This is a genomic window from Janthinobacterium sp. 78, from assembly GCF_003096775.1.
Taxonomy (GTDB): domain Bacteria; phylum Pseudomonadota; class Gammaproteobacteria; order Burkholderiales; family Burkholderiaceae_D; genus Janthinobacterium; species Janthinobacterium tructae.
Genome location: NZ_QENT01000001.1, coordinates 1,793,016 through 1,807,133 on the forward strand (window position 1 = coordinate 1,793,016; position 14,118 = coordinate 1,807,133).

The 14,118-nt window shown below is 57.9% G+C and carries 11 protein-coding genes and 1 other RNA gene; 5 read left to right on the forward strand and 7 right to left on the reverse strand.

Features of this window, described 5'->3' with window-relative positions; all coding sequences use genetic code 11:
- Positions 1–150: 150 nt before the first annotated feature.
- The 7 genes from C8C92_RS08010 to ompA form a co-directional block, all read right to left on the reverse strand.
- Positions 151–1,386, reverse strand: coding sequence for a hypothetical protein (locus C8C92_RS08010; protein WP_207780980.1), 1,236 nt, complete (start codon positions 1,384–1,386; stop codon positions 151–153).
- On the reverse strand, positions 1,383–2,369 hold the full coding sequence (locus C8C92_RS08015; RefSeq protein WP_116743491.1) for a DNA-processing protein DprA: 987 nt from the start codon (positions 2,367–2,369) through the stop codon (positions 1,383–1,385). Before C8C92_RS08015 ends, C8C92_RS08010 begins: the two co-directional genes overlap by 4 nt.
- Positions 2,370–2,901: 532 nt before the next feature.
- On the reverse strand, positions 2,902–3,666 hold the full coding sequence (locus tag C8C92_RS08020) for a DUF4145 domain-containing protein (protein ID WP_116743492.1): 765 nt from the start codon (positions 3,664–3,666) through the stop codon (positions 2,902–2,904).
- Positions 3,667–3,794: 128 nt separating this feature from the next.
- Positions 3,795–4,155: a transfer-messenger RNA gene (gene ssrA / locus C8C92_RS08025) on the reverse strand.
- Between the two features lie 83 nt (positions 4,156–4,238).
- Positions 4,239–4,943: an HAD-IA family hydrolase gene (locus tag C8C92_RS08030; protein ID WP_116745879.1), complete on the reverse strand. Its 705-nt coding sequence runs from the start codon at positions 4,941–4,943 to the stop codon at positions 4,239–4,241.
- 68 nt (positions 4,944–5,011) lie between these two features.
- Positions 5,012–5,707 carry a bifunctional 2-polyprenyl-6-hydroxyphenol methylase/3-demethylubiquinol 3-O-methyltransferase UbiG gene (ubiG, locus tag C8C92_RS08035; RefSeq protein WP_116743493.1) on the reverse strand — a complete coding sequence of 232 codons (696 nt, stop codon included), beginning with the start codon at positions 5,705–5,707 and terminating at the stop codon, positions 5,012–5,014.
- Positions 5,708–5,834: 127 nt separating this feature from the next.
- The gene (ompA, locus tag C8C92_RS08040) at positions 5,835–6,545 is read right to left on the reverse strand and encodes an outer membrane protein OmpA (RefSeq protein ID WP_099760293.1); all 711 of its coding nucleotides are present in this window, start codon (positions 6,543–6,545) and stop codon (positions 5,835–5,837) included.
- Between the two features lie 648 nt (positions 6,546–7,193).
- On the opposite strand from ompA, the gene gyrA reads away from it, so the two are divergent.
- From gyrA to hisC, 5 genes are all read left to right on the forward strand, one after another.
- Positions 7,194–9,887 (forward strand): DNA gyrase subunit A, encoded by a 2,694-nt coding sequence (gyrA, locus tag C8C92_RS08045; RefSeq protein ID WP_116743494.1) that lies wholly within the window; start codon positions 7,194–7,196, stop codon positions 9,885–9,887.
- A 142-nt stretch (positions 9,888–10,029) separates the two neighbouring features.
- The gene (locus tag C8C92_RS08050; protein ID WP_165829331.1) at positions 10,030–10,614 is read left to right on the forward strand and encodes a DUF2059 domain-containing protein; all 585 of its coding nucleotides are present in this window, start codon (positions 10,030–10,032) and stop codon (positions 10,612–10,614) included.
- A gap of 24 nt (positions 10,615–10,638) precedes the next feature.
- Positions 10,639–11,730, forward strand: a complete 1,092-nt coding sequence (gene serC / locus C8C92_RS08055) for a 3-phosphoserine/phosphohydroxythreonine transaminase (protein WP_116743496.1) — start codon at positions 10,639–10,641, stop codon at positions 11,728–11,730.
- A gap of 81 nt (positions 11,731–11,811) precedes the next feature.
- Positions 11,812–12,882, forward strand: coding sequence for a prephenate dehydratase (gene pheA / locus C8C92_RS08060; protein ID WP_070257597.1), 1,071 nt, complete (start codon positions 11,812–11,814; stop codon positions 12,880–12,882).
- A 128-nt stretch (positions 12,883–13,010) separates the two neighbouring features.
- A complete protein-coding gene (gene hisC, locus C8C92_RS08065) occupies positions 13,011–14,117 on the forward strand; it encodes a histidinol-phosphate transaminase (RefSeq protein ID WP_116743497.1) in 1,107 nt (368 codons plus the stop codon).
- Position 14,118 lies beyond the last annotated feature (1 nt).

The following is a 14,118-nucleotide window of genomic DNA, read 5'->3' on the forward strand; positions in this document are numbered from 1 at the left end:
TCCACACCTGCCCGCTATATAGGGCTCTTTTGACTCAAATTTGCGCCATGGCCGAAGGCGCATGAGGACTGGCGCGGCGGCGGGAAGAGGGGGGATGCGATTTGACGCATTTTGACGCACTTTTGAGCCATTTTCTTCTTCGCTGCCTGACTATGTGGGCCAGTCCCATGTGACGTAGCTCTCCAACATTCGGCTTAGTTCTGTCGGTGCCTGCAAACTAGTGAGATAGTTCCTGTATGGGTAAACCTTTGCTATGTTCGCAGCATCAAAGTTGTTTATTACGTAAGGATCGAACTTGTAATCACCAAGACGTTCTATGTCGGTGTTGATCGTCTTCAACCACGACGCCATAATTACTTTCGTGCCTGTCTGCTGGAGATAAGCACGTGCCGCTTCCATCGAATACCCGCGTGTGCAAATGTCATCAATAAGGAGCACAGTCTTCCGTTTCTTGTCCAACGGCGAAGCCTTGTAGACATCGGTGGCGGATTTATGAGGCGTGCGATTAAGCTTAATCGTGTCTAGCTGAATGTTATGCCCGACAATGACCCCTGAGTTCCTTGCCGTCTGCATCTTGGTCGCTGTGGTATGACGTTGTACAAGGTCTGGAAGGAAGCGGCTGCGAAAGCACTTTCCGAATATCGCGAGGGCGCTATCCATCGCATTGCCAGACGCTTTCTGGTGACCAGGATAGCCAGCGATGTAGTCCACTCGCTTGTGGATACCGGAGAAGTACAGGCTTGATACTAACGCGCCTACCCAGAAATCGAAGTGTCCAAGCCCATGTTTTGCTGCTGACCTCGCGTCGGCCGAGTAGGCGGCAAACGCCTCTTTCATCGTACTGAAAGGTGCGATGGCGTAATACTCGAAATCGCCGTCAACGATCTGGTAGCCCCACAGGTGTTCGCGGCGGCAAAATACAGCTAAAAAGCGGGCAATGTCTTTTGGTGTAGCGAAGTCGAACCCGTAGTCAAGATGGTCGGCATACCACGTAGCCCGGAGGAAAAGCAGCCCGCCATTCACAGCCGTTCGCATGTCGTTTTCCGTGGAGCCGATGTACACAGTTTCCGTATCAGTCCAGCCCATCTTTTGCAGGATGTATTCCGTGAACGCTGCCCTTGGCCGGGGCGGCATGTTCGGATCGTCTTCTAGGCTCAGATAGGGAAACGGCCCCCAAAGTTGCTGAAGACGTTCCCTTAGTGGCGTCTTGTCTGGCCCGACAGTCCATGGCCGGTTTGTCGTAACAACGAATTCAATACCAGTAAGTTGGAGAAAACGAATAAGCTTTGTAACCTCCGCAAACGCGGAAGGGCCCCCTTCTCCACCTGCTTGACGTACGAGAGTGTCTTCAACGCTAAGAATTACGCCCTTAATTTTCGAAATCATGACGTCCCTAAAAGGTCCAGTTGCACTTGTGCTGCGGTCGGTTGTACTTGCTCTTCTTCGATGAATTGCAGCAGTAGAGAGGTCATCTGTGGCGCTTCAGAGGCTACCGCTCCGTAAGTATCCTCTGCAAACTTGAGCTCTGGTCTGCTGTCGTACGTGTGCGGCAAGAACACGTTTGCGATTTTCTTACCGTATTTGAAGGCGAACTCGACGGTATGAGCAGTGCCGCTTTTGATCTTCCATTCGACTGGGACGAGGGTATCGCACAGTCCCGCCTGCAAGCGATTACGACGCACAAAGTTATCGCTGCTGTAGGATTGGTCTGGTAGATATTCCGTGATGATTGTCCCGCCTTTGCGCACGATTTCCGCACGAAGGATCGCAGAGCCGCGAGGGTAATTTTGATTGATGCCAGTACCCAAAACCGCAATGGTGGGTATGCCGAACCGTATCGACTCTTCGTGTACTGCTTGGTCGATGCCTAAAGCAAGGCCGCTAACCGTTGGATATGCTTGGTTGGCAAGGGCCGCAACAACATACTTGGTAAGGAAGATTCCGTCATTAGTTGGCTTGCGAGTGCCTACAATTGCTACCGCTTTGGTATGCAGGTTAAGTAGTTCGCCTTGGAAAAAGAGCCAGTGGGGCGGGTCGGGGATTGCTGCCAACGTCTGTGGAAATTCTGGCTGCGTCTGGAAAATCAGACCGGTTCCTTCGCTGCGGAGCTTTTTCCACGATTCAACACCAACGGCCCAGAGGTCCGCTTTATATTGATCCCAAGCATAATCCTTATCGATGACGATCTTTACTGAAGTGAAGCGTTCGAAATCTTCGCATGAACCCGTTTTGATAAGTTCCCAGAATCCACCGCGCTGCTGGTAGATGGAGCGCATGGTCCAGTATCCCACGCCTTTAATAGAGGCGAAGGCCAAGAAGGCGATAGCTTCATTTCGCCAATGTAGCAGTTGTTCATTATCTGTAGCCATACGCTTCTGCTTTGTCCTATGTGAGTCGCCCTGCGTCGCGCAGCAAGGCCGCTATAGCTTGCGTGTTGGACATAGAAGGATACCGCAGTAGAAGACGCAAGGGAAGGTTTGTTGATTCCTTGCTAAGCGTTGGGTGTGGCGATTCTTTTCGGTAACTATCAAGCAGGAACTGGGCTTGGCAGGACGAGCGATATGCGCCAGAAATGAGCAAGGCCTGCTCCACAAAGCAAAAGGAGGTCATCCAGATACTGCGTTCCAAGACCATCGAATTTTCGTATTTTTGGAGCGGAAAGGTCCACGTCATGCCGGCCGAGTTAGCGCCTATGGCCCTCACTGGCAAGGAGGGGGTAGCTAATATTGCATAGTGGTGATTTGTTGCATACGATGCAATACGGCAGCAGGGCGCGTTGGAAAATTTAAAAAACCGTTGGAAAATGCAAAAAAAGGATTACAAGCCGAAGCGTGTAACCCTTTAATTTTCCTACTTATTCTTTGGGGTGGCTGATGGGGCCCGAACCCACGACAACAGGAATCACAATCCTGAATTCCACTTTTTTTTCTGATTGACTGCTTTGGCTTTGAGTAGCAATCTTTGCATATCATGGTCAATGCTTGGATACTGAAGCTCCAAGATTTTTTCCATCATTTTGTAGCCGTCAATGAGCTGTTCGTGGTTGATGCCTTCCAACTCGTGCGAGGCGGTATTCCCCAACCACTTCAGAGCCATTACCAGAGCTTTGATGTCGCGTGATGTTCTGCTTGTAACGTCAATTTTATTTATGCGTTCGTGAAGTGATAAATATCCATTTGGTACGCGGGGATTTTCCCGAGTGACGCCCATATCATCTAGCAGCAGCTCTAATGTTGATCGAATACGATTCGCGCAAGCATCGAAGTCGCACCAAAATAAAGTAAAAGATTTCTTGAGAGAATTTTTTATTGGGAGAGGCAAATTTGTGTTCGTACTAACGTCGATTATTTGGAGCGATGGCTCAAAAAAAGTAGGAATAAAGTAATCTATAATCTCCCATTGTCCATCGCCGAGAGGCGCGTGCTCAAGCCCCCCCCTGCCAGAAACTGCAACACTCCCTTTGCAATTATTGCAACTTCCAGTCAAGGTAAATATATACTTGTGATCCTCGGCGTCAATGTGTTCCCCATTGCGTGCAGTGTTGGCATCGCCGTAACATTGGAAGCTGTCCTGAACCGGTATTAGATGTCCATCGCCACACTCAGGACAGGGCCAGTTTGGTATCGATGCTTGTGTAAATAAGGGCGTCTCGAATATTTTTTTCATTTTTATGAGATATTTATAGGCAAAAAAAAGCTGTCATTTTGTTGTCATTCCTAGGCTAAAACAGCCCAAAAACAACCCAAATAATGACAGCCTTCTTCTTGCTAACTACTTGATTCTAAAGAATTCAGTGGTGGAGACGGCGGGAATCGAACCCGCGTCCGCAAGCACTCCACAGACAGTTCTACATACTTAGCACTATCATTTAATTTAACTCAGCCAGCACGGATGTGCACGTTATGGGCAAGCGAGTTACCTATTATTTAGTCGGACGCTAAGTAACCCAGCATCAGACGAGTCCCTGTAAATGACTCTAGAGCTTTTAACGGCCCACCCCAGGGACGAGGTGTTCTAGAGCTAACAGCAATTAAGCTGCCAGTGCGTACGAGTTATCGTTTGCAGTTAAGTTTTTTCAGGTTGTATTTACGAGGTAGCCCGCCCTCGGTATGCCCTGCGCTGCTTTGCAACCCACGTCGAAACCAGGTCGTCCCCACAGAACCTTCATTGTAGCGCAATCTTCACACTCTTGCATGATGCATTCGTTTGTTGGCGCGCCAGATCAAGTGGAGGCCGATTTACGCCGCCAGCTGCCGCGCCTGCGCCGCCTTCACCACGCCAGTCACCAGCTCGAGCAGGGCCTGCGGCGTGTCCAGCAGGTGGTCGGCCTTCCAGTGCTGCGGCTCGACGGGGCCGCAGTAGCCCCAGGCGCAGGCGACCGTGCGCATGCCGGCGGCGCGGCCGGCCTGGATGTCGCGCAGGTCGTCGCCCACGTACCAGCAGTCTTGCGGTGCCAGTTCCAGTCGGCGCGCCGCTTCCAGCAGGGGTGCGGGGTGCGGTTTCGGGTGCGCCATGGTGTCGCCCGAGATCACGCAGCCGGCCGCGCCCAGGCCGATCTGGCCTACCAGCGGGTCGGTGAAGCGGGCGGCCTTGTTGGTGACCACGCCCCAGGCCAGGCCCAAGGCTTGCAGGCCTTCCAGCATGGCGGGGATGCCGTCAAATAAACGGCTTTCCACGGCCAGGGCTGCTTCGTAATTGTTCAGGAAACCGTCTTTCAGGGCTTCGTAGCCGCTTTCGCCAGGTTGGACGCCATACGACGCGCCTATCATGCCGCGCGCGCCGGCCGAGGCGGTGGGGCGCAGGATGTCATACGGGGTCGGCGCCAGGCCGGCGCGTGCGCGCAGCAGGTTGATGGCCGCCGCCAAGTCGGGCGCGGTGTCGGCCAGGGTGCCGTCGAGGTCGAACAGGATGGCGCGCGGGGCTGGCAGATGGTCTGTGATCATGGCGGGCAAAAGGTGTCAAGTAAGAATGAAAAATGGCGGCCGCAGCCGCCTTGTATTGTGCGTGATGGTTACAGCGGCCGGGTGCAGGCCACCAGATAATTGACGCTGGTATCGCTATTAAGTGAGTAAATCTTGGTCAGCGGATTGTAGCCCATGCCGCGCATGCTGTTGACGTCCAGGCCGGCGCTGCGCGCGTATTGCGACAGTTCGGACGGGGTGATGAATTTGTCATAGTCGTGCGTGCCTTTCGGCAGCAGGCGCAGCAGGTACTCGGCGCCCAGAATGGCGAACAGGTACGCTTTCGGGTTGCGGTTCAGGGTCGACAGGAAGATGTGGCCGCCCGGCTTGACCAGGGTGGCGCAGGCCTTGACGATGGCGGCGGGGTCCGGCACGTGCTCGAGCATTTCCATGCAGGTCACGACGTCGTACTGGCCCGGCTCTTCCTCGGCCATGGCTTCGGCGGCGATCAGCTTGTAGCGTACCTTGGCACCCGATTCCAGGCTGTGCAGGTCGGCCACTTTCAGGGCCTTGTCGGACAGGTCGATGCCTGTCACGTCGGCACCCTTGCGGGCCATCGATTCGGCCAGGATGCCGCCGCCGCAGCCGATGTCGATCACGCGCTTGCCGGCCAGCGGCACTTTCGCGTTGATCCATTCCAGGCGCAGGGGGTTAATTTCGTGCAAGGGACGAAACTCGGAAGTGGGGTCCCACCAGCGGTGGGCCAGCTCACTGAATTTTTGGATTTCGAGAGGGTCGGCGTTCATAGGTCGAATAATAGCGGCAATTTTACAATCGGGCAGCCACGGACGAAAAAAAACCCCGCCTTGGCGGGGTTTTTCATGCTGTCCTTGACTTGCGCGATGACTTGCGGCAAGTCCGGGGGCTCAGCTATTACTTGTTGCGGGTACCAACAACTTCGATTTCCACGCGACGGTTTTTCGCACGGCCTTCGGCAGTTTTGTTATCAGCAACAGGTTGTTTTTCGCCTTTGCCTTCGGTGTACACGCGGTTGCTTTCAACGCCTTTGGTGACCAGGTAGGCTTTGACAGCATCAGCACGACGTACCGACAGTTTTTGGTTGTAAGCATCGGTGCCGACGGAGTCGGTGTGACCCACAGCGATGATGACTTCCAGGTTGATGCCGCCCAGTTGTGCGGACAGCTCGTCCAGCTTGGCTTTGCCTTCTGGCTTCAGTGTAGCTTTGTCGAAATCGAAGAATGCATCAGCAGCGAAGCTGACTTTTTCCGAGGTAGGAGCAACAACGACTGGTACTGGTACGACAACGACTGGTGCCGGTGCTGGTACGACCGGTGCTGCTGGAGCTACGCATTTGCCGTCTTGCAGGGTTTCTGGTGCTACGCACAGTGGCACGTCGCAACCTGGCACTGCGTCAGCAGGTGTCCAGTAGCCGGTGCGCCAGCACAGACCGAATGGATCGCGCACGATCACGCCGCGGGCATCTTGCACGTAAGCGCTTTTTGGGCTTGGTGCTTTGATGTCAGTGGTAACTGGCGCGAATGGTGGGGAGGTTGGGGTTTGGGCCGAAGCCGAGCCAGCAATCACTGCGGATGCAGCGAAAAACAGCGTTACAAATTTATTCATTCTTTTTTCCTTTCGGGGGGTGATATCCGCAGAACAACACTGCGCTACTGGTGCTACGTGCCAAGATTTTATCATGTAGACCATATGCGCTCGTTTCAGATTGCGAAACTAGCAATTAACTTCTCAGTCATTTTGCCACACGCATCAGGGGCGCACGACCGTGGTTAAATCAAAGCTTGCCCGATTTTAGACCGTGCGTTGTTTTTGCGCAACGAAAATGCCCATTTGTAACGCATCTGTAACATTTGATCGCTTTTTTTGCCACTTTGAAGGGCAGGTGTCTTGAACTGATATTGTCATTGTGCATTATCGACAGGTCAACATGCACGCCCCCGGTGCAAACTGCCAATCTTGTTGGTATGGCCAATTTGTACAGGTAGCTGGGCGCGCATGCTAAAATCGTGCGCTTGACTGTTAAGAGTGTCGAGCACGGCGGCATTGCATGGCCAGCAGGTACCACTGCGGTACCCGTACTGGCCGTGCCGCCAGCCCGCCGATTTGTTCTGGCACTCTGCGACATGGACGCCGGGCCGCGCCAGCAGCGCACTGCGCAGCGTCCACGACGACAGCCACCCAGGATATGCAGTATTGCGTCATACATTGCGTAACAGATAAGTTAACCACAGCCTGAGATCAGTCGAACCGCCAATGGATCAATTCGCAAAAGAAACAATTCCTATTTCCCTCGAAGAAGAGATGCGCAAGAGCTACCTCGATTACGCCATGAGCGTGATCGTCGGTCGCGCCTTGCCCGATGCGCGCGATGGCTTGAAGCCGGTGCACCGCCGCGTCTTGTTCGCGATGCATGAAATGAATAACGTGTGGAACCGCCCTTACGTCAAGTGCGCCCGCGTGGTCGGCGAAACCATGGGTAAATACCATCCCCACGGCGATGCCTCGATCTACGACACACTGGTGCGCATGGCGCAGGATTTTTCGCTGCGCTACATGCTCGTCGATGGCCAGGGTAACTTCGGTTCCGTCGACGGCGACGGCGCCGCGGCGATGCGTTACACCGAGTGCCGCCTGGACAAAATCGCCGGCGAACTGCTGGCCGATATCGACAAGGATACCGTCGACTTCCAGCCCAACTACGATGGCAAGGAAAAGGAACCGACGGTCTTGCCGACGCGTATCCCGAACCTGCTGATCAATGGCTCGTCCGGTATCGCGGTCGGCATGGCGACGAACATTCCGCCACACAACATCACCGAAGTCATCGACGGCGCGCTGCACGTGTTGCGCAACCCCGATTGCACGATCGATGAATTGATCGAGATTATTCCCGCTCCCGATTTCCCTACCGCCGGCATCATCTATGGCGTGTCGGGCGTGCGCGACGGCTACCGCACGGGCCGCGGCCGCGTGGTCATGCGTGCCAAGACCCACTTCGAAGAATACGGCAAGGATGGCGGCCGCATCGCCATCATCGTCGACGAGCTGCCATTCCAGGTCAACAAGAAATCCTTGCTGGAACGCATCGCTGAAAACGTGCGCGACAAGAAGCTCGACGGCATTTCCGATATCCGCGACGAATCCGACAAGTCGGGCATGCGCGTGGTGATCGAGCTGAAACGGGGCGAAGTGCCGGAAGTGGTGCTGAACAACCTGTACAAGCAGACCCAGTTGCAAGACACCTTCGGCATGAACATGGTGGCTCTGGTCGATGGTCAGCCGAAGCTGCTGAACCTCAAGCAGATGCTGCAATGCTTCCTGTCGCACCGCCGCGAAGTGGTCACGCGCCGCACCGTGTTCGAACTGCGCAAGGCGCGCGAACGGGGCCACGTGCTCGAAGGCCTGGCTGTCGCGCTGGCCAATATCGATGACTTCATCGCCATCATCAAGGCCGCGCCGACGCCGCCGATCGCCAAGGTCGAGCTGATGGCCAAGGCCTGGGATTCGTCCGTCGTGCGCGAAATGCTGGCCCGCACGGGTGACGGCACGACGCCAGGCGGCATCGATGCCTACCGTCCGGAAAACCTGCCGAAGCACTACGGCATGCAGGGCGATGGCCTGTACAAGCTGTCGGACGACCAGGCGCAGGAAATTCTGCAAATGCGTTTGCAACGCCTGACCGGTCTGGAGCAGGACAAGATCGTCAACGAGTACAAGGACGTGATGGAACATATCGCCGACTTGCTCGACATCCTGGCCAAGCCGGAAAGAGTCACCGTCATCATCACCGATGAAATGACGGCGGCGAAGAACGAATACGGCGCCGGTAACAAGGACGTGCGCCGCTCGCAGATCGAGCTCAATGCGACCGACCTGGAAACGGAAGACCTGATCACACCGCAAGACATGGTCGTGACCCTGTCGCACACCGGTTACATGAAGGCGCAGCCGATTTCCGAATACCGCGCGCAGAAGCGCGGCGGACGCGGCAAGCAGGCCATGGCGACCAAAGAGGAAGACTGGATCGACCAGCTGTTCATCGCCAACACGCACGACTACATCCTGTGCTTCTCGGATCGTGGCCGCATGTACTGGCTGAAGGTGTGGGAAGTGCCGCAAGGCTCGCGCAATTCGCGCGGCAAGCCGATCGTCAACATGTTCCCGCTGCAGGACAACGAAAAGATCACCGTGATCCTGCCGCTGTCGGGCGAAAACCGCACGTTCCCGGAAGACCATTACGTGTTCATGTCGACCAGCCTCGGTACCGTGAAAAAGACGCCGCTGAAGGACTTCAGCAATCCACGCAAGGCCGGCATCATCGCGGTCGACCTGGACGACGGCGACTTCCTGATCGGCGCGGCGCTGACCGATGGCCAGCATGACGTGATGCTGTTCTCCGATTCGGGCAAGGCAGTGCGCTTCGACGAAAACGACGTGCGTCCGATGGGCCGCACGGCGCGCGGTGTGCGCGGCATGAACCTGGAAGAAGGCCAGCACGTGATCGCCCTGCTGGTGGCCGAGAACGAGCAGCAGTCGGTACTGACGGCAACCGAAAACGGTTACGGCAAGCGTACGCCGATCACCGAGTACACGCGCCATGGCCGTGGCACGAAAGGCATGATCGCCATCCAGACCAGCGAGCGCAACGGTAAAGTGGTTGCCGCGACCCTGGTCGATACCAGCGATGAAATCATGCTGATCACCACCGGCGGCGTGCTGATTCGCACCCGCGTGTCGGAAATCCGCGAGATGGGCCGCGCGACGCAGGGCGTGACCCTGATCGCCGTGGAAGACGGCACCAAGCTGTCCGGCCTGCAGCGCGTGGTGGAAACGGATATCGACGAAGTCGAGCTGACGACGGAGGCGGGCCTGGAGGCCGCGGCTGCGCCGGCAGCGGCTGAACCAGCCGATCCTGTTGATCCTGTCGATCCGGCCCAGCCGGAGTAAGATGATTGGGGCTCTTTCGGGAGCCCCAATTGCTATTGGCGCGCCAGTTGTTAGGCCCGTAGGTCGGCTTAGCCCAAAGGGCGTAAGCCGACAAGCTTCCCGGTCGCAGCCCATTTACCCTTCATTCAACATCCCGCATGCCATGAGAAAAATCGTCGCCACCTTCTTCGCCGCGTTTTCGCTGGCCTTCCTTGCGACCCTGCCGGCCCTGGCCCAGAGCGCGCAAGCCACGCCTGCGCGCCAGGCGGCGCCTAGCCCCGCCATGAAAGTGGCCGTGCGGCGCATGCTCGACGCGATGCAGTTCCCGCAACTCACGCGCAGCATCTTCGACCAGATGCTGCAATCGGTGCCCGCCATGATCCGCCAGTCGGCGCAGCAGCAAATCAGCAGCAACCCCAAGCTGGACGAGCAGCGCAAGGCGCGCGCACTGGCCAGCGCCGAGGAAGAAATTCCCGTCGCCATCGCCACCCTGACGCAGGTGCTGGCCGACCCGACCCTGATCGACGAGTTGAGCGCCGAAATGGTGCCCCTGTACGCGCGCTTTTACACGGTGCAGGAAGTCGAACAGCTGACGGCTTTCTACAAGACGCCGCTGGGACGCAAGATGCTGGCCACGATGCCGCAACTGTCGGCCGAATCGATGGCCATCAGCCAGCGCGTGCTGATTCCGCGCGTGAATGCCGTGCTCGAGCAAGTCATGCGGGCGGCCACGCAGCCGCCCCAATAATTCCATTTTACTAAGGACCGTATCGTGACCCATATCTACAATTTTTCAGCCGGCCCCGCCGTCCTGCCCAAGGAAGTGCTGGCGCAAGCGGCCGCAGAAATGCAGGACTGGCATGGCAGCGGCATGTCGGTGATGGAAATGAGCCACCGTGGTCCCGAATTCATCTCCATCTACCAGCAGGCAGTAGCCGATCTGCGCGAACTGCTGGCCGTGCCCGACAACTACAAGATCCTGTTCCTGCAGGGCGGTGGCCTGGGCGAGAACGCCATCATCCCCATGAATCTGGTGGGCCTGGCCGCGCAGCAGCCGGCCACCATCGACTTCGTGCATACGGGTTCGTGGTCGGGCAAGTCGATCCAGGAAGCGGCCAAGTATGCCAACGTCAACGTGGCCGCATCGTCCAAGGCCACGCGTTTCACGGGTGTGCCGCCAGTCTCCGAGTGGCAGCTGACGCCGGGCGCCGCCTACCTGCATATCTGCACCAATGAAACCATTGACGGCGTGGAATTCCAGCAGGCGCCAGGCGTACCTGCAGGCACCACCATCGTGGCCGACATGTCCTCGCATATTTTGTCGCGCGTGATCGACGTGTCGCAATACGGCGTCATCTTTGGCGGCGCGCAAAAAAATATCGGCCCGGCCGGCCTGACCCTGGTCATCGTGCGCGAAGACTTGCTGGGCAAGGCGCTGCCGATCTGTCCGTCCGCCTTCGACTGGACCATCGTGGCCGAACATGAGTCGATGTACAACACGCCGCCCACCTACGGCATCTATATCGCCGGCCTGGTTTTCCAGTGGCTCAAACGCCAGGGTGGCGTGGCGGCCATGGAACAGCGTAATATTGAGAAAGCGGCGCTGCTGTACGCGGCGCTCGATGCGGACGACTTCTATCAGAACCGGGTCGATCCCGCATACCGCTCGCGCATGACCATCCCGTTCTATCTGCGCGATGAAAGTCTGAACGACGCATTCCTGGCCGGCGCCAAGCAGCGCGGCCTGCTGCAACTGAAGGGCCACAAGTCCGTCGGCGGCATGCGTGCATCGATCTATAACGCGATGCCGATCGAGGGCGTGCAAGCCCTGGTGCATTATCTGAACGAGTTTGCCGGACGCTGACGTCGCATCGACGAGCGCCGGCCCGCCGCCGGCGCAGGCCGCGCGGCCATGATTGAAGTACAGCTGACGAAACAAACCACCATGACCGATAAATTGAAACCGCTGCGCGAACAGATCGATGCGATCGACGCGCAAATCCTCGAACTGCTGAACCGCCGCGCGCAAATCGCCCAGCAAGTGGGCCACGTGAAGGCCGAGACGCAGGCGCCCGTGTTCCGTCCCGAGCGCGAAGCGCAAGTGCTGCGCGGCGTGGCCGAGCGCAATCCCGGCCCCATGGGCGACCGTGAAGTGCAGACCATCTTCCGCGAAATCATGTCATCCTGCCGCTCGCTGGAAAAGCGCGTCACCGTGGCCTATCTTGGCCCGGCCGGCACCTTCAGCGAGCAGGCCGTGTACCAGCAGTTCGGCAGCGCCGTCGAAGGCTTGCCATGCGCGTCCATCGATGAAGTGTTCCGCTCCGCGGAGGCGGGGACGGCCGACTTTGGCGTCGTGCCCATCGAAAACTCCTCGGAAGGCGCCGTCAACCGCACGCTGGACATGATGCTGCAGACCAGTCTCATCATCAGCGGTGAAGTCGCCATTGCCGTGCACCACAGCCTGATGACGAAGAGCGGCAACATGGATGGCGTAACCTCGATTTGCGCGCATTCGCAGGCGCTGGCGCAGTGCCAGGTATGGCTGAACCAGAATTATCCGCACGTCGCGCGCCACGCCGTGGCCTCGAACGCCGAAGCGGCGCGCATGGCTGGCGAAGATGGTACTGTTGCAGCGATTGCCAGCGAACTGGCGGGCGCGCAGTACAAGCTGGGCGTGGTCAAGGGCCATATCCAGGACGACCCGCACAACCGCACGCGCTTTGCCGTCGTGGGCACCTTGCAGACGGCGCCGTCGGGCAAGGACCAGACCTCGCTGGTGCTGGCCGTGCCGAACAAGGCAGGCGCCGTGTACCAGTTGCTGGCGCCCCTGGCGAAGCACGGCGTGTCGATGACGCGCTTCGAGTCGCGCCCGGCGCGCATGGGCAGCTGGGAGTATTATTTCTATGTCGACGTGGAAGGCCACGTGCACGACGCTGCCGTCGCCCAGGCGCTGGCCGAGCTGCAGAGCAATGCGGCGTTTTTCAAGGTGCTGGGGTCGTATCCGGTCAGTTTGTGACGCCGACGGTGGTGTCGGATTACGGCCTGCGGCCTAATCCGACCTACAATAAGCCGTAGGTTGGGTTAGCGCAGCGTAACCCAACAACAGCCACCAGCCTAATCATTCACCAACTTTTAAAGAACACCATGTCTAAAAATATCGGTCCAGAATACGTCCGCGCCATCGCCCCTTACCAGAGCGGCAAACCGATCGCCGAAGTCGCGCGCGAATTCGGCCTCGACGAGGCAGCCATCGTCAAGCTGGCATCGAATGAAAACCCGTACGGCATGCCGGAATCGGCCAAGCAGGCGATGATCGCCGCCATCGATGACCTGGGCCGCTACCCGGACGCCAACGGCTTCGACTTGAAAGCCGTGCTGTCCAAACGCTACGACGTGCCGGCTGACTGGATCACCCTGGGCAACGGCAGCAATGACATCCTGGAAATCGCCGCGCACGCGTTTGTGCAGCATGGCGAATCCGTCGTCTACTCGCAGTATTCGTTTGCCGTGTACGCGCTGGCCACGCAAGGCCTGGGCGCGCGCCATATCGTCGTGCCGGCGCAAGCCTATGGCCATGACTTGGACGCGATGGCGGCAGCGATTGCCGACGATACGCGCTTGATCTTCATCGCCAACCCGAACAACCCGACCGGCACGTTCCTTTCGGCCGCGCAGCTCGAAGCGTTCCTGCAAAAAGTGCCGCAGCACGTGGTGGTGGTGCTGGATGAAGCCTACAACGAATTCCTCTCGGCCGACGACCAGTACGAGTCGACGGCGTGGGTGCGCCAGTATCCGAACCTGGTGGTCTCGCGCACCCTGTCGAAGGCCTACGGCCTGGCCGGCCTGCGCATCGGTTTCGCCATCGCCCAGCCGGTGCTGACGGACCTGATGAACCGCATCCGCCAGCCGTTCAATGTCAACTCGCTGGCGCAGGCGGCCGCGATTGCCGCCCTGAACGACAAGGCCTTCCTCGAGCAAAGCGCGCGCAACAACGCGGCCGGCTACCAGCAGTTCATCGAAGCGTTCACGCAACTGGGCCTGGAATTCGTGCCGTCGCACGGCAATTTCGTGCTGGTGAAGGTGGGTGACGATGATGGCGCCGGCGCCAGAGTCAATCTGGCGCTGCTCCAGCAGGGCGTGATCGTGCGCCCCGTCGGCAGCTACGGCTTGCCGCAATGGCTGCGCATTTCCATCGGCCTGCCGCAGGAAAACGCCATCTTCATCGCCGCGCTGACGAAAGCGCTGGCCTGAC